This window comes from Stenotrophomonas sp. KH_052, assembly GCF_057838755.1.
Window position 1 is genome coordinate 4,163,089 of record NZ_CM174475.1, and the last position, 17,787, is coordinate 4,180,875.

The following is a 17,787-nucleotide window of genomic DNA, read 5'->3' on the forward strand; positions in this document are numbered from 1 at the left end:
ATCCCCTCCGTCCCCTTTTTTGCGCTTACGCCATGCCCGAATGGCGCAGCAGCGCGTCGATCTGCGGTGCGCGGCCACGGAAGGCCTTGAAGTTCTCCGCCGCCGGGCGGCTGCCACCACGCGACAGGATCTCATCGCGGAAGCGCGCGCCGGTTTCAGCCAGCGCCTGCGGCTCCTCCTCGAACGCCGCATAGGCATCGGCGCTCAGCACCTCGGCCCACTTGTAGCTGTAGTAACCGGCTCCGTAGCCGCCGGCGAAGATGTGGCTGAACTGATGCGGGAAGCGGTTCCAGACCGGCGGGTGGTTCACCGCCACTTCCGCGCGCACACGATCGAGCAGTGCCAGAACGCTGTCCTGCGCCGGCTCGAACTGGCTGTGCAGCAGCATGTCGAACAGGCCGAACTCCAGCTGGCGAACGGTCGCCATGCCGCTATGGAAATTGCGCGCGGCCAGCATGCGCTCGTACAGCGCGCGCGGCAGCGGCTCACCCGTTTCCACATGCGCGGTCATGCCCTGCAGGTGGTCCCATTCCCAGCAGAAGTTCTCCATGAACTGGCTGGGCAGCTCCACCGCGTCCCATTCCACGCCGTTGATGCCAGCCACACCCAGTTCGCCGATGCGGGTCAGCAGCTGATGCAGGCCGTGGCCCATTTCATGGAACAGGGTGGTCACTTCGTTGTGGCTGAAGGTGGCCGGCTTGCCATTGGCACCACGGCCGAAGTTGCACACCAGGTAGACCAGCGGCGTCTGTACGCTGCCGTCGGCACGCTCGCGACGGTTGCGGCAATCATCCATCCACGCGCCACCGCGCTTGCCTTCGCGCGCGTACAGATCCAGGTAGAACTGGCCCACCAGCGCGCCCTGCGCATCGACCAGGCGGAAGAAGCGCACATCCTCGTGCCAGACCGGCGCGCTGTCTTCCTGTACGCGCAGGCCGTACAGCTGTTCGATCACCGAGAACAGGCCGCCCAGCACCTTGGGCTCGGTGAAGTACTGCTTCACTTCCTGCTCGGAATAGCTGTAGCGCGCCTGCTTGAGGCGGTCGGCGGCGAATGCCAGGTCCCAGGCCTGCAGGCTGTCGATGCCGAGCTGTTCGCGTGCGAACTGCTCCAGTTCGGCGCGGTCCTTGGCCGCGAACGGCTTGGCGCGTGTAGCCAGGTCACGCAGGAAACCAAGCACCTCGGCCGGGTCCTGCGCCATCTTGGTCGCTACCGAATAATCACCATACGAGCCGAAACCGAGCAGCGCGGCCAGTTCAGCGCGCAGGGCCAGGATCCGGTCGATGTTGCCGCTGTTGTCCAATGCATCGTCGCCGAACTCGGACGCACGCTGCGCGCTGGCGCGATACAGGATCTCGCGCAGATCGCGATCTTCAGCCCAGGTCTGCACCGGCTGGTAGCACGGCATCTGCAGAGTCAGTTTCCAGCCGGTCTTGCCGTCTTTCTCTGCTGCGGCATGCGCGGCGGCCTTCACGTCAGCGGGTACGCCGGCCAGACGGTTTTCATCCTCGACGATCAGCGACCACGCATCGGTGGCGTCGAGCACGTTCTGCGAGAACTTCGCCGACAGCGCCGACAGCTCTTCCTTGATCGCGGCGAAACGCTGCTGCGCCTCGGGTGCCAGCTCAGCGCCACCCAGGCGGAAATCGCGCAGCGTGTTGTCCAGCACCTTGCGCTGGGCCTCGTCAAAGTGCGCCGCCTCGGCGCTGGCAGCCAGGGTCTGGTACTGCCGGTACAACGCCAGGTTCTGGCCCAGCGCACTGGCGAAACGGGTCACCCGTGGCAGGTTGCTGTTGTAGGCCTCGCGCAGTTCCGGGGTGTTGACCACGCCCTGCAGGTGGCCGACCAGGCCCCAGGCACGCCACAGGCGCTCGGTGGCATCGTCCAGCGGGGCAACGAAGGTCTCCCAGCGCACCGGCTGCACCTGCTCGGCCGTGCTGACGGCGGCTTCGGCCTCGGCCAGCAGCACGTCCAGCGCCGGCGCCACGTGCTCGGGGCGGATCGCCTCGAAGCGCGGCAGGCCGGAAAAATCGAGCAGGGGGTTGGCAACGGTCACGGCAGATCTCCAGGGTACGGGCCCGACAGGCGGGCAGCACGGTAGATATGGCGCTGCCGGGCGTGGCTGACAAGGGGGCGCCGCCCGGTATTCACGTCGGCCTTACGGTCGCGGTTCGAAGCTCTGGCTGCGGGGGAGTCCGCAGCAGTAGGTACCCAACGAGGCCCCACATGGAAGGTCTGGCTGCAGTTGCATCCGCCTCATCGGCGCGGTCGCTGGCGTTGTCCGCCAGCGCGGCCGAGCTGTCCTGGATCGCCGCGCTGTGCGATGCCGGCGACGACGCCCCGCGCCACCTGCAACAGCTGCAGGCCGTGCTGCAGCAGGGTGGCACCTTCAACGATGCCCAGGAGTGGTACCCGTTCGAGGTGATCGAACGCGGCGCCAGCCAGCTGCGGCTGGGCCATGAGCGCGAGTTCGTGATCTGCGTGCTGCTGTGGCTGCAGGCACTGGCCCAGGGCCGGGCCAGCGGCCTGGACCCAAGCCTGCACCTGGATGATCGCGCGATGGACATCGAGGCATTGCCCGATGCGCTGCGCGATGCAGTGCTGGATGCGTTCACCGCAGCGGGGTACTGATCGGGGTGCGACACACCGCCGCGCTCGCCGGGCATGGCCCGGCGCTACCCTTTCAGCACGATCGGTAGCGCCGGGCCATGCCCGGCGGAAATGCCGACCGGCTACAGTGCTTCCAAGCTGCACCACGGCAGTTGCGGCAGGCCCTGCCCGGCTACCGCAGCAGCCAGCTGCGCGTCGGCCCCCTGCACATCGATACCCTGCCGTGCATACCACGCCGGGTCGTAGTAGCTCTGCGCATAGCGCTCGCCGCTGTCGCACAGGATGCTGACGATGCTGCCCTGGTGGCCGGCCTCGCGCATCCACTGCGCGGCCTGCAGCACGCCGATGAAATTGGTACCGGTGGAGCCACCCACGCGTCGACCGAGCTGGCGACTGACATGGCGCATCGCGGCCAGGCTCAGTGCATCGGGCACCTTCACCATCGCATCCACACTGGTCGGAATGAAGCTCGGTTCCACCCGCGGCCGGCCGATGCCTTCCACGCGCGAACCGCCGCTGCAGGTCAGGCCACGCCAGTCCTGCTGGCCGGCCACGGCAGCCTGATAGCCATCGAAGAACACCGACACTTCCGGGTCCGCGCAGAGGATGCGGGTGTCATGCCGGCGGTAGCTGACATAGCGGCCCAGCGTGGCCGCGGTACCGCCGGTGCCGGGGCTGCACACGATCCACTCCGGAACCGGGCTGGGCTCTTCGGCCATCTGCTTGAAGATGGATTCGGCGATGTTGTTGTTGGCGCGCCAGTCGGTGGCACGCTCGGCGTAGGTGAACTGGTCCATGAAGTGGCCGCCGGTGTCGCGGGCGAGCTTTTCCGAATCACAGTTGAGGTCACAGGCACGCTCGACCAGATGGCAGCGGCCACCATGGAACTCGATCGCGGCAATCTTCTCCGGCGAGGTCGTGGCCGGAATCACCGCGATGAATGGCAGGCCCAGCAGGCGCGCGAAATAGGCTTCGGACACCGCGGTCGAGCCGCTGGATGCCTCGATCACCGGCCGCCCCTCGCGCAACCAGCCGTTGGTCAACGCATACAGGAACAGCGAGCGGGCCAGCCGGTGCTTGAGGCTGCCGGTGGGATGGCTCGATTCATCCTTCAGGTACACATCGATGCCATCGAACCCGGGCAGCGCCAACGGGATCAGGTGGGTATCGGCGGAACGGTTGAAATCGGCTTCGATCTTGCGGATGGCGGCGGCCACCCATTCACGCTGCGACATGGCGGGCAATGGTCATCAGGACGGAACGGTGCGATCCAGCCATTGTACGTCGCGGTGCCGTCAGGTGGCGGCCGGTAGAATAAGCACATCCGGCCGGCAACGGCCCTGTCTGAAGGACCTCCCCCATGACCATTCCCGCCCTGCGCGATGTCCCCGGCGTCGCCGCCCAGGCTCCGGCCGAAACCACCGGCTTCGTGTTCAACCACACCATGCTGCGGGTGAAGGACATCACCGCCTCGCTGGACTTCTACACGCGCGTGCTGGGCTACCAGCTGATCGACAAGCGCGACTTCGCCGAAGCCCAGTTCAGCCTGTACTTCCTGGCCTACGTACCGGCCGGCGCCGTGGTACCCGAGGATGACGACGCCCGCCGCGTGTGGATGGCCGGCCTGCCGGGCGTGCTGGAGCTGACCCACAACCACGGTACCGAGAGCCAGGACGGCGCGGTCTACCACGACGGCAACAGCGACCCGCGCGGCTTCGGCCACATCTGCGTGTCGGTGCCGGACATCGAGGCCGCCTGCCAGCGCTTCGAGGATCTGGGCGTGACCTTCCAGAAGCGCCTGACCGACGGTCGCATGAAGAACCTGGCCTTCATCAAGGACCCGGACGGCTACTGGGTCGAGATCATCGCCAACTGATAAAAAGGGGACGGAGGGGATTAAGTCGTTTCTGGCACTATTAGCCGGAAGCGACTTAATCCCCTCCGTCCCCTTTTTTGCGAGGTTGGTATGGAAACGATGGAACTGCACCGCGGGCGACTGATCGACCACATCCAGCTGGTCGTACGCGACCTGGCCGCCAGCCGGCGCTTCTACCAGGCGGTGTTCGATACGATCGGCATCCCGATCGCCGGCGAAGGCGATGATTACTTCTGGGCCGACGAGCTGTTCATTTCCAGCGCCAGCAGCGAAGCCGCCGCCGGCCAGCTGACCGGCCGCCACCACCTGGCGTTCCAGGCGCGCGACAGCGCCACCGTCGATGCCTTCCACACGGCGGCCATCGCCGCCGGAGGCAAGGACAACGGCGCACCCGGCGAGCGCCCTTACCATCCCGGCTACTACGGCGCCTTTGTGCTCGATCCGGATGGCAACAACATCGAAGTGGTCTATCACGGTCCGGCGAACTACAGCGCCGATTCGGTGAAGGTCACTTTCTGATATCACCAAAGCCGTGAACGAAGAAGCCGGGCAATGCCCGGCTTCTCTGCATCCAAGGGTCCAGCCCTCAGTGGGCGGCCATGTAGATGTCCTGCAGCACGGCCTTTTCCAGTTCCAGCTCACCCAGCAGGTTCTTCACGATGTCGCCCAGGCTGAGGATGCCCACCAGCAGGGTACCTTCGGTGACCATCAGATGACGGCGCCGCGAGTACGTCATCAACGACATGGCCTGCTTCAGGGTGGCCTCCGGCGCAATGCCTTCCAGACCGGTGGACGGCAGGCTGGAGATCACCCGTCGGCCGGCCTGCGGGCCGTCGTCGGCCAGGGTACGCACGATGTCCTTCTCGGAAATGATGCCAACCGGGGCATCGTCCTTCGTCACCACCAGCGCAGCGATCTTGTTCGCGCTCATCTTGTGGGCGGCGGCACCGATGGTGTCTTCGGCGTCGATGGTGATGACAGCTTCTTTCTTGGATTGCAGGAGTTCGCGGACGTTCATTCTTGTTTCCTGGTGCAGGTCACTAAGTCAAAAAGTGTGCTCTTCCGATGCGCCCCCTCCCCGGGAACAGACCTTTCAGTGCACGTCTGGCGCACCCGGCTGCCGCTTGGAATGGATCGGCAGACATCGTGCTGCAACGCGAACGAGGTGGGTTCAACGGCTCAACCCGACCCTCGGTCAAAGTGATTCTACGACTGCGACCATCGGTCACTACCGGCATCGATAGGACAGTTCATCGTGGGAACCAACTGACGATCCAGAGAATGGCACCGCGGCTGAAACCGCCGCTGAATACAGGCGATGTCGCGCATTAAAGATTGATTGCCGGCTGCCGACAGCGGACAGAACACCCGGCGGCTGTCCCACTTGGCACGCCCCCCCGGCGCAAACGAAAGGGGCCCACGTGGGGCCCCTTCGCATGCAGCATCCAATGGACCCGACGGGGTTATTCCACCGTCACGCTCTTGGCCAGGTTGCGCGGCTTGTCCACGTCGGTGCCACGCGCCAGTGCGGTGTGATATGCCAGCAGCTGCACCGGGATGGTGTGCACGATCGGGCTGAGCACGCCGGCATGGCGCGGCGTGCGGATCACATGCACGCCCTCGGACTCGTTGAAGTTGCTGTCCTGGTCGGCAAACACAAACAGTTCGCCGCCACGGGCGCGCACTTCCTGCATGTTCGACTTCACCTTTTCCAGCAGGCTGTCGTTGGGCGCGATCACCACCACCGGCATGTCCTCGTCCACCAGCGCCAGCGGGCCATGCTTCAGCTCACCCGCCGGATAGGCCTCGGCGTGGATATAGGAGATTTCCTTGAGCTTGAGCGCGCCTTCCAGCGCGATCGGGTAATGCAGGCCACGGCCCAGGAACAGCGCACTGCTCTTGCGCGCGAAACGCTCGGCCCAGGCAGCGATCTGCGGCTCCATGTTCAGCGCGTGCTGCACGCTGCCCGGCAGGAAGCGCAACTGCTCCAGGTAGTCCGCTTCCTGCGCCGCGTCGATGCGGCCATGCAGCTTGCCCAGCACTACGGTCAGCTGGAACAGCGCGGCCAGCTGGGTGGTGAAGGCCTTGGTCGAGGCCACGCCGATCTCGGCGCCGGCGCGGGTGTAGCAGACCAGTTCGCTGGCGCGCGGGATCGCACTCTCCGGCACGTTGCAGATCGACAGCGTGTGCTTGTGGCCCAGCGACTTGGCGTACTTCAGCGCCTCCATCGTATCCAGCGTTTCGCCGGACTGGGAAATGGTGACGATCAGGTGCTTCGGGTTCGCATAGGCGGCGCGGTAGCGGTACTCGCTGGCAATCTCCACGCTGCACGGCAGGCCGGCAATGGCTTCGATCCAGTAACGCGCGGTCAGGCCGGCGTAGTAGCTGGTGCCGCAGGCGATGATCTGCACGCCTTCGATGCCCGACAGCACGGCCTCGGCATTCTTGCCGAACAGCTCGGCCGGGAAACCACCGGCGTCGATTGCCGCCTCGATGGTATCGCCCAGTGCGCGCGGCTGTTCGTGGATTTCCTTCTGCATGAAGTGGCGGTACGGGCCCAGCTCCAGCGACGCCAGCGACACGTCGGACAGGTGCACGTCACGCTCGACCGGCTGGTCATGCTCATCGAAGATGCGCACGCCGTCGCGGCGGATTTCGGCGGTGTCGCCCTCTTCCAGGAAGATCACCTTGCGGGTGGCCGACAGCACCGCCGAAACGTCGGACGCGACGAAGTTCTCACCCTCGCCCAGACCGATCAGCAGCGGGCAGCCCATCCGCGCGCACACGAAGCGTTCCGGCTCGGCGCGGCTGACCACGGCTAGCGCGTAGGCGCCGGTCAGTTCCTTCACGGTGCGCTGCAGCGCCACCAGCAGGTCATCGCCATCCTTCAGGTGATGGTGGATCAGGTGCGCGATGACTTCGGTATCGGTCTGCGATTCGAAGCTGTAGCCCAGCGCACGCAGCTTCTCGCGCTGCTCCTCGTGGTTCTCGATGATGCCGTTGTGGACCAGCGCCACGCCGTGGCTGATGTGCGGATGCGCATTGGCCTCGGTGACACCGCCATGGGTCGCCCAGCGGGTGTGGCCGATGCCCAGCACTGCATTGAAGCCCTCGGCCTCGGCCGCAGTGGCCATTTCCGAAACGCGACCGGTGCGGCGCACGCGGCGTACATCCCGGTGCTCACCCTGGTCGATCACCGCTATACCGGAGGAATCGTAACCACGGTACTCAAGCCGCTTCAGGCCTTCGATCAGCACCGGCACTACGTCGCGATCAGCGATCGCACCTACGATTCCACACATGTCAGGCGTTTCCTTGAAGACGATCGGCGCATTCTAGCCTGCGCGTCCAGCGTCGCCCTCCTGTCCGCTTAATGAAAGTGTCCGGAAAGGTGTCCGCGGACACGCGGACACTTTTCGCACCCATCCAAACCATTGAACTGAAAGGAAATAAAGTTGGCATGCATCGTGCTTGTATCGGGTACCACCCAGGCACCACCGACAGGCACGCATCGATGATCCGCGACACCTCCGCACAGGACCAGATCGTTTCCTCCGCCCCGGCAGGCACCACCCGCGCCTCCTGGCAGCGCTACCGCTGGCCGGCGCTGGGCGCCATCGCACTGCTGGCCGGCATTGGCTGGGCGGTACATGCCTGGTCCAATGCCAGCCGCTCCTTCGACAGCAGCCGCGTGCGCATCGCCGAAGTGAAGCGTGGCGACCTGGTCCGCGACATTGCTGCCGACGGCCGCGTGATCGCCGCCAACAGCCCGATCCTGTATGCCATCTCGGCCGGTACCGTGGACCTGAAGGTGGTCGCCGGCGACGTGGTCAAGAAGGGCCAGGAACTGGCAGTCATCGACAGCCCGGAACTGCGCAGCAAGCTGGCCCAGGAACAGGCCACCCTGGCCGGCCTGGAGGCGGAGTCGAGCCGCGCCGCACTGGACGCCACCCTGGCCCGCGCCAAGTCGCGCAAGGAAACCGATCAGGCCACCATTGAACGGCAGGCCGCCGACCGTGATCTGCAGCGCTACCAGCGCGGCTATGACGGCGGCGCGGTGCCGCAGATCGACCTGGCCAAGGCCAAGGACTCGCTGAAGAAGGCCGACATCACCCTGGCCAACGCCACCACCGATGCACACCTGCAGAGCCAGGGCGCGGACCTGGACGCCCGCAACAAGCGTCTGCTGGCCGATCGCCAGAAGGCCGTGGTGGCCGAGGTGCAGCGCCAGGTCGATGCGCTGACCCTGCGCGCACCGTTCGACGGCCAGGTCGGCCAGGTGCAGGCCATCCAGTCCACCAACCTGGCCGCCAACGCGCCGGTGCTGGGCGTGGTCGACCTGTCCAAGTTCGAAGTCGAGATCAAGGTGCCGGAGAGCTTCGCCCGCGACCTGGCGATCGGCATGCCGGCGCAGCTGACCGGCGGCAACGGCAAGCCGTTCCCGGGCGAGATCAGCGCGGTGTCGCCGGAAGTGGTCAACGGCGAGGTCAATGCCCGCGTGCGCTTCGCCAGCGCGCAGCCGGAAGGCCTGCGCCAGAGCCAGCGGATGTCGGTGCGCGTGCTGCTCGATACCCGCAAGGACGTGCTGAAGGTCGAGCGCGGCCCGTTCGTCGAACAGGGCAACGGCATCGCCTACGTGATGGATGGCCGCACCGCAGTGCGCCGCCCGGTGGAACTGGGCGTCAGCAGCCTGGGCGAAGTGGAAATCAAGTCGGGCGTGCAGCCGGGCGACCGCATCGTGGTCTCCGGCAGCGACCTGTTCAAGGACGCCGAACGCGTCTCCGTCAACTGATACCTGATACCTGAATCCTGGAGAGAGGACACCCCATGTACATGCTCGAAATGCGTTCGGTCGCCAAAGTCTTCCGCACCGAACAGGTGGAAACCCACGCACTGCGCTCACTGGAACTGCAGGTCAAGGAAGGCGAGTTCGTCGCCGTCACCGGCCCGTCCGGCTCCGGCAAGACCACCTTCCTCAACATCGCCGGCCTGCTGGAAACCTTCACCAGCGGCACCTACATGCTCGACGGCCAGGATGTGAGCAAGCTCGGCGACGATGCGCGCAGCCGCCTGCGCAACCAGAAGATCGGCTTCATCTTCCAGGGCTTCAACCTGATCCCCGACCTGAACCTGTTCGACAACGTCGACGTGCCGCTGCGCTATCGGAAGATGAGTGCCAACGAGCGCCGCGAGCGCATCGAGAAGGCACTGAGCCAGGTCGGCCTCGGCTCGCGCATGAAGCACTACCCGAACGAATTGTCCGGCGGCCAGCAGCAGCGCGCGGCCATCGCCCGTGCACTGGCCGGCAGCCCGCGCCTGCTGCTGGCCGACGAACCGACCGGCAACCTGGACACGCAGATGGCTCGCGGCGTGATGGAACTGCTGGAGGAGATCAACGCTGCCGGCACCACCATCGTGATGGTCACGCACGATCCGGAACTGGCCGCACGCGCGCAGCGCAACGTGCACATCGTCGACGGCCAGGTGACCGACCTGGTGCGGGAGCCGGTGCTGGCCACCCCCCCGCGCCACATCGTCGCCGTCAACGAGTGAGGGCCCGACCATGTTCGCCTACTACGCCCGATTGGCGGTGCGCAGCTTCCGCCGCAACAAGATACTGACCGCGCTGATGGTGGTTGCCATCGCGCTGGGCATCGGCGCCTCGATGACCACCCTGACCGTGTTCCATGTGCTGTCGGGCGACCCGATTCCCGGCAAGAGCGACCGCCTGTTCTATGTCCAGCTGGATGCGGCGACCGGTGCCTATGTCGCTGGCGAGGAACCGGAAACCCAACTGACCCGATTCGATGGTGAAGCGCTGCTGCGCGAAGCCAAGGGTGAACGCCAAGCGCTGATGAGCGGCGGCGGCGGCACCATCGAACCCGACAGCAGCACCCTCAAGCCCTTCAGCATTGATACCCGCTGGACGTCGGCCGACTTCTTCCCGATGTTCGAAGTGCCGATGCAGTACGGCCGCCCGTGGAGCCGCGAGGACGACGAAGCCAGGGCGCGCGTGGTGGTCATCTCCAAGGCGCTCAACGACAAGCTGTTCCAGGGCGCCAACAGCGTGGGCCGCGATCTGCGCATGGAAGGCCAGAGCTACCGCATCGTCGGTGTGATGAAGGAGTGGAGTCCCGAGCCGCACTTCTACGACCTGACCACCGGCAGCTACGGCAAGGACGAAGACCTGCTGCTGCCGATCTCCACCTCCTTCGACCTCAAGCTGGGCAACAACGGCAACATGAACTGCTTCGGCGAAAACCCCGACGGCAACAGCTACTCGCTCAATGCACCGTGCGCCTGGCTGCAGTACTGGGTGGAACTGGACCCGGCCAAGGCCGCCGACTATCGCCGCTACCTGGAAAACTACTCGACCCAGCAGCGAGAAGCCGGCCGTTTCAAGCACCCGCCGAACGTGCGCCTGCGCACGGTGATGGAATGGCTGGACTTCAACGGTGCGGTGCCCAGCGACGTGCGTCTGCAGCTGTGGCTGGCCCTGGGCTTCCTTGGCGTCTGCCTGGTCAACACGGTGGGCCTGCTGCTGGCCAAGTTCCTGCGCCGCAGCGGTGAGATCGGTGTGCGCCGTGCCCTCGGTGCCAGTCGTGGCCAGATCTTCCTGCAGTGCCTGGTGGAAGCCGGCGCGGTCGGCGTGGTCGGTGGCCTGCTTGGCATCGGACTGGCCCTGCTCGGCCTGTTCGCGGTGCGCCAGCAACCGGTGGAGTACGCCAAGCTGGCCCATCTGGACGGCAACATGCTGCTGCTCGCACTGGGCCTGACCCTGTTCGCCAGCCTCGCCGCCGGATTCCTGCCCGCCTGGCGCGCCATGCAGGTCACTCCGGCCATCCAGCTCAAGTCGCAGTAAGTACGAGAACGAGGACTCCCATGGACATCCGCCCCATCCTCAGCACCCTGCGCCGGCACAAGACCGCGGCCGCCCTGATCGTGCTGGAAGTCGCGCTGACCTGCGCCATCGTCTGCAACGCGCTGTTCCTGGTCAGCCAGCGCGTCGACAAGATCAGCATGCCCAGTGGCATCGCCGAGAACGAACTGGTGATGCTGCGGGTCAGCGGCATCGGCGAGCAGACCAACGCCATGGCCCGCACCCGCGAAGACCTGGCCTCGCTGCGCGCCATTCCCGGCGTCACCAGCGCCACCATCATCAACCAGGTTCCGTTCCGCAATGGGTCCTCCAGCAGCAGCATCTCGCGTGTGCTCGACCAGGAGCGCCCGACCACGAATGCCTCGATGTACACCCTGTCCGAAGGTGGATTGGGAACCATGGGCATCAACCTGATCGCGGGTCGTGACTTCCTGCCCAGCGAGTACAAGGACATGAAGGAGGCGACCAAGGGCGGCGCCAAGGAACAGGCGATTCCGGTGATCTTCACCCAGGCCACGGCCGCCAAGATGGAACCCAACGGCAGCGCGCTGAACAAGACCTACTACATGGGCAAGCAGCCCCTGAATGTGGTCGGCATCGTCGACACCCTCAGCACGCCCAATGGGTGGAGTGACAACTGGACCAACTCGATGCTGCTGCCGCTGCGCCGCAGCTTCGATGAAGGTGGCACCTATGTGCTGCGCACCGACCCTGCGCGCCGCGAGGAAGTGCTCAACGCCGGCGCCACTGCACTGGAGCGCAATGATCCCAACAGGCTGATGCGCGACAAGCTGACCTATGAAGACCAGCGCAAGGACTTCTTCAAGAACGACCGCGCGATGGTTGGCCTCCTGATCACGGTCAGCATCTCGTTGCTGGTGGTCACTGCACTGGGCATCATCGGCTTGGCCAGCTTCTGGGTGCAGCAGCGCAGCAAGCAGATCGGCATCCGCCGCGCACTGGGCGCCACCCGTGGGCAGATTCTGCGCTACTTCCAGACCGAGAACTTCCTGCTGGCCACGCTGGGCATCGTGCTGGGCATGCTCGCCGCCTATGCGATCAACCTTGCACTGATGAACATGTACGAGCTGCCACGCATGCCGCTGTACTACCTGCCGCTGGGCGCGCTGCTGCTGTGGGTGCTGGGCCAGATCGCGGTGTTCGGGCCGGCCCGGCGTGCTGCAGCCGTCCCGCCGGCGGTCGCCACCCGGGGCGCGTGAGATGCGCGCCCGCTGGATGCTGCTGGTGATGCTCCTGCCGCTGCCGGCTCTGGCTGGCGGTGGCAACTCGCAGACGCTGGAATGGCGCCAGGATGATGCACGGCTGGCACTGCGCTCGACCGAGGGCCAGGTGCATGTGGACGCCGCCAGCCCAGAGGCCCGCTTCGGCGTGCGCAGCGGCGATCGCATCCTGCGCGTGGACGACACTGCGGTGCGCCGGGTCGAGCACCTTGCCGGCGCCCTGCGCCACGCCACCGGCCCCACCGTCTATCTGTTGCTGCGCCGCGACAGGCGCGAAATGACAGTCCCGGTGAATGCGGCTGCCTGGCGCCTGGCGCTGGTCGCTCCGCCTCCACCGGCACCACCCCCTCCGCCAGCGCGGCGCTGACCCCGCCTGCCCCTGCGGCCACGGGTTTGGCTATGCTTGATGGGTGGCGCCGGGCTCTCCCGGTGCGTGGACACGATCGGCTCCATCGGCGCCGCCCATCCCTTTCTGCAGAACCGCTTGATGCCTTCGATCCTGATCATCGACGACAACGCCAGTGTAGGCACCGCACTGGATGTGCTGTTCTCCCTGCACGACATCGACACCCTGCAGGCGCAGAGCCCGACCGAGGGGCTGGCGCTGCTGGAATCGCAGGCGGTCGACCTGGTCATCCAGGACATGAACTTCAGCGAGGACACAACCTCCGGGGAAGAAGGTGAGGCCTTGTTCGCGCAGATCCGCGCACGCCATCCGGACCTGCCGGTGATCCTGCTCACCGCCTGGACCCACCTGAGCAGCGCGGTGGACCTGGTCAAGGCCGGTGCCGCCGACTACCTGGCCAAGCCGTGGGACGACCGCAAGCTGCTGACCACCGTCAACAACCTGCTGGAACTGTCCGAGGCGCGTCGCGAACTGGACCGGCGCCGCAGCCGTGAACTGCGTCAGCGCAATGCGCTGGAAGAGAAGTACGACCTGTGCGGCGCGGTCTTTGCCGATCCGGCCAGCGAGCGCGTCATTGCCCTGGCCTGCCAGGTCGCGCGCTCGGAACTGCCGGTGCTGATCACCGGCCCCAATGGTGCGGGCAAGGAAAAGATCGCGCAGATCATCCAGGCCAATTCGCTGGTGGCCAAAGGACCGTTCATCACGGTCAACTGCGGTGCGCTGCCGTCGGAACTGATCGAGGCCGAACTGTTCGGTGCCGAGGCCGGTGCCTACACCGGCGCCAACAAGGCACGCGAAGGCAAGTTCGAAGCCGCCGATGGTGGCACCCTGTTCCTGGATGAGATCGGCAACCTGTCGCTGGGCGGGCAGATGAAACTGCTGCGCGTGCTCGAAACCGGCCGCTTCGAGCGGCTGGGCTCCAACCGCGAACGCCAGGTCAAGGTACGCGTGGTCAGTGCGACCAACGCCGACCTGCCAGCGATGATCCGCGAGGGCAGCTTCCGCGAAGACCTCTATTACCGCCTCAATACGGTGGAACTGGTGCTGCCGCCGCTGGCCGAGCGCGCGGGCGACATCGTGCCGCTGGCCGAGCGCTTCCTGACCGCTGGCAAGCCGCTGTCCAGTGCTGCCACCGCTGCCCTGCAGCGGCACCCCTGGCCGGGCAACGTGCGCGAGCTGCGCAACGTGATCCAGCGCGCCGAACTGCTGGCCACCGGCAACCGCATCGAAGTAGCTGATCTCAACCTGCCGCGTGCAGCCGCCGCTCCGCGCCCGGCGCCCAGCGTGGGCAATGATCCCGACCGCGCGCGCATCGAAGACGTACTGGCGCGCAACCACGGCGTCATCGCGCAGGCCGCCGCCGAACTCGGCCTGAGCCGGCAGGCGCTGTACCGGCGGATGGATCGCCACGGCATCCCACGCGAATGAAACGGCGCTCGTTCACCTTCCGCCTGTTCCTGCGCCTGCTGCCGGTGCTGGCGCTGGCCGCCGCCTTGCCATGGCTGCTGGCGTACTGGATGGACCATGGCTGGGTGGTTACCACGGTGTCGGCGCTGGTCCTGCTGTCGCTGATGTGGTGGACCCTGCGTCGCGCCACCGCGCCGGTACGTTCGCTGATGCGCGCCCTGTCCGGCACCACCAGCAGCTACCGCGATGGCGAGTACAACTTCGGCGTGTACTGGCCCGGCAACGATGAACTGGGTGACCTGGTAGAAGCCCACCGCGAGCTGGGTGATGTGCTGCGCGCGCAGCGACAGGGCCTGGTGCAGCGCGAGCTGCTGCTGGACACCATGGTGCAGAACACGCCGGTGGCAATGCTGCTGATCGCTTCCGGTGGCGATGGCATCGCCCGCGTGGTGTTTTCCAACCTGGCCGCGCGCAAGCTGCTGCACGGCGGCTGGAAGCTGGAAGGCCAGCGCCTGGAAGAGGTGCTGGAACAGGTGCCGGTGGAGCTGCGCGATGCCATCGCCCGTGGCGGCGACAGCCTGTTCGCAGTACACGCCGAGGGAGAGGATGGTGATGAGGACGACGAGCAGGTCTACCACCTGTCGCGGCGCGCCTTCCAGCTCAACGGCCGACCGCATGACCTGCTGCTGGTGCGTCTGCTGACCGCCGAGCTGCGGCGCCAGGAAGTGCAGACCTGGAAGAAGGTGATCCGGGTGATCAGCCACGAGCTCAACAACTCGCTGGCGCCGATCGCATCGCTGGCCCATTCCGGCGGTGTGCTGGTGCAGCGCGAACGCTTTGATCGGCTGCCGGAGATCTTCACCACCATCGAAGACCGTGCGCGCCACCTGGAAGGTTTCATCCGCGGCTATGCGCGCTTTGCCAAGCTGCCGCAACCGCAGTTGCAGACCGTGCACTGGGCACCGTTCCTGTCCAGCATGCGCCAACAGATTCCGTTCGGCATGGAGCACGAGCCGGACGAGGAACTGAGCAGCCGCATCGACATCGCACAGTTCGGGCAGGCGCTGTTGAACCTGCTGAAGAACGCACATGAAGCCTGCGCCGAGGCTGATCCGCCGAACGACGATGTGCAGGTGCAGCTGACGCGGTTGCCGCAGTGGCTGCGCCTGGACGTACTCGACCGTGGCAAGGGCATGAACGAGCAGGTGCTGCAGAACGCGTTGATGCCGTTCTATTCGACCAAGCGCAACGGCACCGGATTGGGCCTGGCCTTGACCCGCGAGATCGTGGAAGCGCATGGCGGCCGGGTATCACTGCAGAATCGCGGCGATGGCGGGTTGTGCGTGTCGATCCTGTTGCCGGTGGGTTGAGCGGGAAGATCCACGCCATGCGCGGATGTGCCGACCAAGGCCGGCAGCTACCAGACGCGCCGCATCACCACCCGCAGGTTCATCGGGAACCCCAGCGCGGCCTCTTCGGCCATCACCGCGCGCAGGCCATCGTTCCACTCCGCCTGCGGCACTACCGCGAACCCTTCGCTGGCATAGAAGGCCGCATTCCACGGCACGTCGGACAGCGTGGTCAGCACCGCGGCTGCGTAGCCCCCGCCCCTCGCCTGCGCCATTGCGTGGCGCAGCAATGCACGGCCGTGGCCACGCCGCGCGTGCGTGGGATCCACGTCCATCTGCAGCACATGGAACTCACCGCACAGTTCGCCGGCCAGCAGGTAACCCGCAACGCCACCATCAGCTGCATCGACCACCCACAACTGACCGCGCTGCAAGCCCTCCTGCAGGGTCTGCAGGTCCAGCCCATGGCCGGCGAACACCGTGTAGGCCGGATGACCTTTCAGCAGTTCGCCGGCACGTTGCTCAATGGCAGGCAGCGCACCGAGCTCTTCGGCGCGCGCTGCACGTGGCTCAGGACTTCTTGAGCGGGCGCTTCCAGCCATCGATGGTTTCCTGTCGTGCACGTGCCAGGGTCAGCTTGCCATCCGGGGCGTCGCGGGTGATGACCGAACCGGCGGCAATCGTCGCGCTGTCGCCAATGGTCACCGGTGCTACCAGCGAACTGTTGGAACCGATGAAAGCGTTGTCGCCGATGGTGGTGGTCGACTTGTTGACGCCGTCGTAGTTGCAGGTGATGGTGCCGGCACCAATGTTCACCTTGCTGCCGATCACCGCGTCGCCCAGGTAGGTCAGGTGGTTGGCCTTGCTGCCCACTCCCAGGGTGACCTTCTTGGTCTCGACGAAGTTGCCCACGTGCACGCCGTCGGCCAGCACGGTACCGGGGCGCAGGCGGGCGAACGGCCCTACCTGCGCAGCACCTTCGGTGATCACGCCTTCCAGGTCGCAGTGCGCACGCACTTCGGTGCCCGGGCCGAGATTGACGTCCTTCAGCCGGTTGAACGGTCCAATGGTCACGCCATCGCCCAGCACGATGTTGCCCTCGAGCACGACGTCAACATCGATCAGCACGTCGTTGCCGACACTGACAGTACCGCGGATGTCCAGGCGCGCCGGATCACGCACGCGCGCACCCTGCGCGCACAAAGCGCGCACGGCGCGGCGCTGCCAGGCGCGCTCCAGCTGCGACAGCTGCCAGGGATCGTTTGCACCTTCGGCTTCCTGTGCATCAGCCACCAGCGCCATCTCGGCCGGGGTGTACTCATGCGCGGCGAAGGCGAACACGTCGGTGAGGTAGTACTCGCCCTGTGCATTGCTGTTCGACAGCTGCGACAGCCAACGGCGCAGCGCGGTGGATTCGGCGGCGATGATGCCGGTATTGATCGTGCGTACGCGCAGCTGGTCGTCGTTGGCGTCCTTCTGCTCGACGATCGAGCCGACCTTGCCCTCGGCGTCGCGCAGCACGCGGCCATATCCGGTCGGATCATCCATCTCGGCCACCAGCACGGCCAGCCGACCGGGCTGCGCCAACAGGTCACGCAGGGTCTGTGCGCGGATCAGCGGCACGTCGCCGTACAGCACCAGCACCTGTGCGGCATCGGGCACCTGCGGCATCGCCTGGGCGACCGCATGGCCGGTGCCCAGCTGCTGCGCCTGCTCGGCCCACTGCAGGTCGGGCTGGCCGGCGAAGTGCTGGCGCACCGCTTCACCACCATGGCCATAGACCACATGGATCGCCGCCGGTTCCAGTTCGCGGGCGGCCGCGATCACGTGCGCCAGCATCGGCTGGCCGGCGATCGGCTGCAGCACCTTCGGCAGCACCGATTTCATGCGCTTGCCGGCGCCGGCGGCGAGGATGATGACGTGCAGGGGTTGGGTCATGGGAGCGGCAATCCGTGGTTCGTTGCCCGTGATTCTAGAGCGTAGGCCGTTAACATGGATGTCCTCCTGCCTTCACCACG

General features: G+C 66.1%; 16 protein-coding genes. 10 read left to right on the forward strand and 6 right to left on the reverse strand.

Annotated features, from left to right (window positions below; genetic code table 11):
• Positions 1 to 25: 25 nt before the first annotated feature.
• On the reverse strand, positions 26 to 2,056 hold the full coding sequence (locus tag AC3ITW_RS19020; RefSeq protein ID WP_489389839.1) for a M3 family metallopeptidase: 2,031 nt from the start codon (positions 2,054 to 2,056) through the stop codon (positions 26 to 28).
• Between the two features lie 170 nt (positions 2,057 to 2,226).
• Between AC3ITW_RS19020 and AC3ITW_RS19025 the strand changes: the two genes are divergently transcribed.
• Entirely contained in the window at positions 2,227 to 2,631 is a 405-nt protein-coding gene (locus AC3ITW_RS19025; protein ID WP_006394184.1) for a hypothetical protein, read from the forward strand.
• 101 nt (positions 2,632 to 2,732) lie between these two features.
• Here AC3ITW_RS19025 and AC3ITW_RS19030 read toward each other — a convergent pair whose 3' ends face one another.
• Complete coding sequence (locus tag AC3ITW_RS19030; protein ID WP_012512159.1) at positions 2,733 to 3,845, reverse strand: PLP-dependent cysteine synthase family protein; 1,113 nt, start codon at positions 3,843 to 3,845, stop codon at positions 2,733 to 2,735.
• Between the two features lie 125 nt (positions 3,846 to 3,970).
• Here AC3ITW_RS19030 and gloA point away from each other — a divergent pair, with 125 nt between their 5' ends.
• Positions 3,971 to 4,486: a lactoylglutathione lyase gene (gene gloA / locus AC3ITW_RS19035; protein ID WP_006394246.1), complete on the forward strand. Its 516-nt coding sequence runs from the start codon at positions 3,971 to 3,973 to the stop codon at positions 4,484 to 4,486.
• 90 nt (positions 4,487 to 4,576) lie between these two features.
• Positions 4,577 to 5,005: a VOC family protein gene (locus AC3ITW_RS19040; protein ID WP_012512160.1), complete on the forward strand. Its 429-nt coding sequence runs from the start codon at positions 4,577 to 4,579 to the stop codon at positions 5,003 to 5,005.
• Positions 5,006 to 5,072: 67 nt separating this feature from the next.
• On the opposite strand, the gene AC3ITW_RS19045 is transcribed toward AC3ITW_RS19040, so the two are convergent.
• Together AC3ITW_RS19045 and glmS are read right to left on the reverse strand one after the other, a co-directional pair.
• On the reverse strand, positions 5,073 to 5,504 hold the full coding sequence (locus AC3ITW_RS19045) for a CBS domain-containing protein (RefSeq protein WP_012512161.1): 432 nt from the start codon (positions 5,502 to 5,504) through the stop codon (positions 5,073 to 5,075).
• Positions 5,505 to 5,949: 445 nt separating this feature from the next.
• A complete protein-coding gene (gene glmS / locus AC3ITW_RS19050) occupies positions 5,950 to 7,788 on the reverse strand; it encodes a glutamine--fructose-6-phosphate transaminase (isomerizing) (RefSeq protein WP_012512162.1) in 1,839 nt (612 codons plus the stop codon).
• Between the two features lie 212 nt (positions 7,789 to 8,000).
• On the opposite strand from glmS, the gene AC3ITW_RS19055 reads away from it, so the two are divergent.
• The 7 genes from AC3ITW_RS19055 (at position 8,001) to AC3ITW_RS19085 (ending at position 15,790) form a co-directional block, all read left to right on the forward strand.
• Positions 8,001 to 9,278 (forward strand): efflux RND transporter periplasmic adaptor subunit, encoded by a 1,278-nt coding sequence (locus AC3ITW_RS19055; protein WP_012512163.1) that lies wholly within the window; start codon positions 8,001 to 8,003, stop codon positions 9,276 to 9,278.
• A 35-nt stretch (positions 9,279 to 9,313) separates the two neighbouring features.
• On the forward strand, positions 9,314 to 10,039 hold the full coding sequence (locus AC3ITW_RS19060) for an ABC transporter ATP-binding protein (RefSeq protein WP_006394322.1): 726 nt from the start codon (positions 9,314 to 9,316) through the stop codon (positions 10,037 to 10,039).
• A gap of 10 nt (positions 10,040 to 10,049) precedes the next feature.
• Positions 10,050 to 11,348 (forward strand): ABC transporter permease, encoded by a 1,299-nt coding sequence (locus tag AC3ITW_RS19065; RefSeq protein WP_012512164.1) that lies wholly within the window; start codon positions 10,050 to 10,052, stop codon positions 11,346 to 11,348.
• A 20-nt stretch (positions 11,349 to 11,368) separates the two neighbouring features.
• Positions 11,369 to 12,586, forward strand: a complete 1,218-nt coding sequence (locus tag AC3ITW_RS19070) for an ABC transporter permease (RefSeq protein ID WP_012512165.1) — start codon at positions 11,369 to 11,371, stop codon at positions 12,584 to 12,586.
• A 1-nt stretch (position 12,587) separates the two neighbouring features.
• Positions 12,588 to 12,974 carry a PDZ domain-containing protein gene (locus AC3ITW_RS19075; RefSeq protein ID WP_012512166.1) on the forward strand — a complete coding sequence of 129 codons (387 nt, stop codon included), beginning with the start codon at positions 12,588 to 12,590 and terminating at the stop codon, positions 12,972 to 12,974.
• Positions 12,975 to 13,094: 120 nt separating this feature from the next.
• Positions 13,095 to 14,441, forward strand: coding sequence for a sigma-54-dependent transcriptional regulator (locus tag AC3ITW_RS19080; RefSeq protein ID WP_012512167.1), 1,347 nt, complete (start codon positions 13,095 to 13,097; stop codon positions 14,439 to 14,441).
• Positions 14,438 to 15,790 carry a sensor histidine kinase gene (locus AC3ITW_RS19085; RefSeq protein WP_006394396.1) on the forward strand — a complete coding sequence of 451 codons (1,353 nt, stop codon included), beginning with the start codon at positions 14,438 to 14,440 and terminating at the stop codon, positions 15,788 to 15,790. Before AC3ITW_RS19080 ends, AC3ITW_RS19085 begins: the two co-directional genes overlap by 4 nt.
• A gap of 47 nt (positions 15,791 to 15,837) precedes the next feature.
• On the opposite strand, the gene AC3ITW_RS19090 is transcribed toward AC3ITW_RS19085, so the two are convergent.
• Positions 15,838 to 16,371, reverse strand: coding sequence for a GNAT family N-acetyltransferase (locus AC3ITW_RS19090; protein WP_006394398.1), 534 nt, complete (start codon positions 16,369 to 16,371; stop codon positions 15,838 to 15,840).
• Positions 16,340 to 17,707 carry a bifunctional UDP-N-acetylglucosamine diphosphorylase/glucosamine-1-phosphate N-acetyltransferase GlmU gene (glmU, locus tag AC3ITW_RS19095; protein ID WP_006394399.1) on the reverse strand — a complete coding sequence of 456 codons (1,368 nt, stop codon included), beginning with the start codon at positions 17,705 to 17,707 and terminating at the stop codon, positions 16,340 to 16,342. Before glmU ends, AC3ITW_RS19090 begins: the two co-directional genes overlap by 32 nt.
• Positions 17,708 to 17,787 lie beyond the last annotated feature (80 nt).

Bases quoted from the DNA above. Each gene is read 5' to 3' on its own strand.
- AC3ITW_RS19040 (WP_012512160.1), top strand. From the start codon at position 4,577: ATGGAAACGATGGAACTGCACCGCGGGCGACTGATCGACCACATCCAG.
- AC3ITW_RS19090 (WP_006394398.1), bottom strand. From the start codon at position 16,371: ATGGCTGGAAGCGCCCGCTCAAGAAGTCCTGAGCCACGTGCAGCGCGC.
- gloA (WP_006394246.1), top strand. From the start codon at position 3,971: ATGACCATTCCCGCCCTGCGCGATGTCCCCGGCGTCGCCGCCCAGGCT.
- AC3ITW_RS19070 (WP_012512165.1), top strand. From the start codon at position 11,369: ATGGACATCCGCCCCATCCTCAGCACCCTGCGCCGGCACAAGACCGCG.
- AC3ITW_RS19045 (WP_012512161.1), bottom strand. From the start codon at position 5,504: ATGAACGTCCGCGAACTCCTGCAATCCAAGAAAGAAGCTGTCATCACC.
- AC3ITW_RS19080 (WP_012512167.1), top strand. From the start codon at position 13,095: ATGCCTTCGATCCTGATCATCGACGACAACGCCAGTGTAGGCACCGCA.
- AC3ITW_RS19085 (WP_006394396.1), top strand. From the start codon at position 14,438: ATGAAACGGCGCTCGTTCACCTTCCGCCTGTTCCTGCGCCTGCTGCCG.
- glmS (WP_012512162.1), bottom strand. From the start codon at position 7,788: ATGTGTGGAATCGTAGGTGCGATCGCTGATCGCGACGTAGTGCCGGTG.
- AC3ITW_RS19030 (WP_012512159.1), bottom strand. From the start codon at position 3,845: ATGTCGCAGCGTGAATGGGTGGCCGCCGCCATCCGCAAGATCGAAGCC.
- glmU (WP_006394399.1), bottom strand. From the start codon at position 17,707: ATGACCCAACCCCTGCACGTCATCATCCTCGCCGCCGGCGCCGGCAAG.
- AC3ITW_RS19060 (WP_006394322.1), top strand. From the start codon at position 9,314: ATGTACATGCTCGAAATGCGTTCGGTCGCCAAAGTCTTCCGCACCGAA.
- AC3ITW_RS19075 (WP_012512166.1), top strand. From the start codon at position 12,588: ATGCGCGCCCGCTGGATGCTGCTGGTGATGCTCCTGCCGCTGCCGGCT.
- AC3ITW_RS19055 (WP_012512163.1), top strand. From the start codon at position 8,001: ATGATCCGCGACACCTCCGCACAGGACCAGATCGTTTCCTCCGCCCCG.
- AC3ITW_RS19025 (WP_006394184.1), top strand. From the start codon at position 2,227: ATGGAAGGTCTGGCTGCAGTTGCATCCGCCTCATCGGCGCGGTCGCTG.
- AC3ITW_RS19065 (WP_012512164.1), top strand. From the start codon at position 10,050: ATGTTCGCCTACTACGCCCGATTGGCGGTGCGCAGCTTCCGCCGCAAC.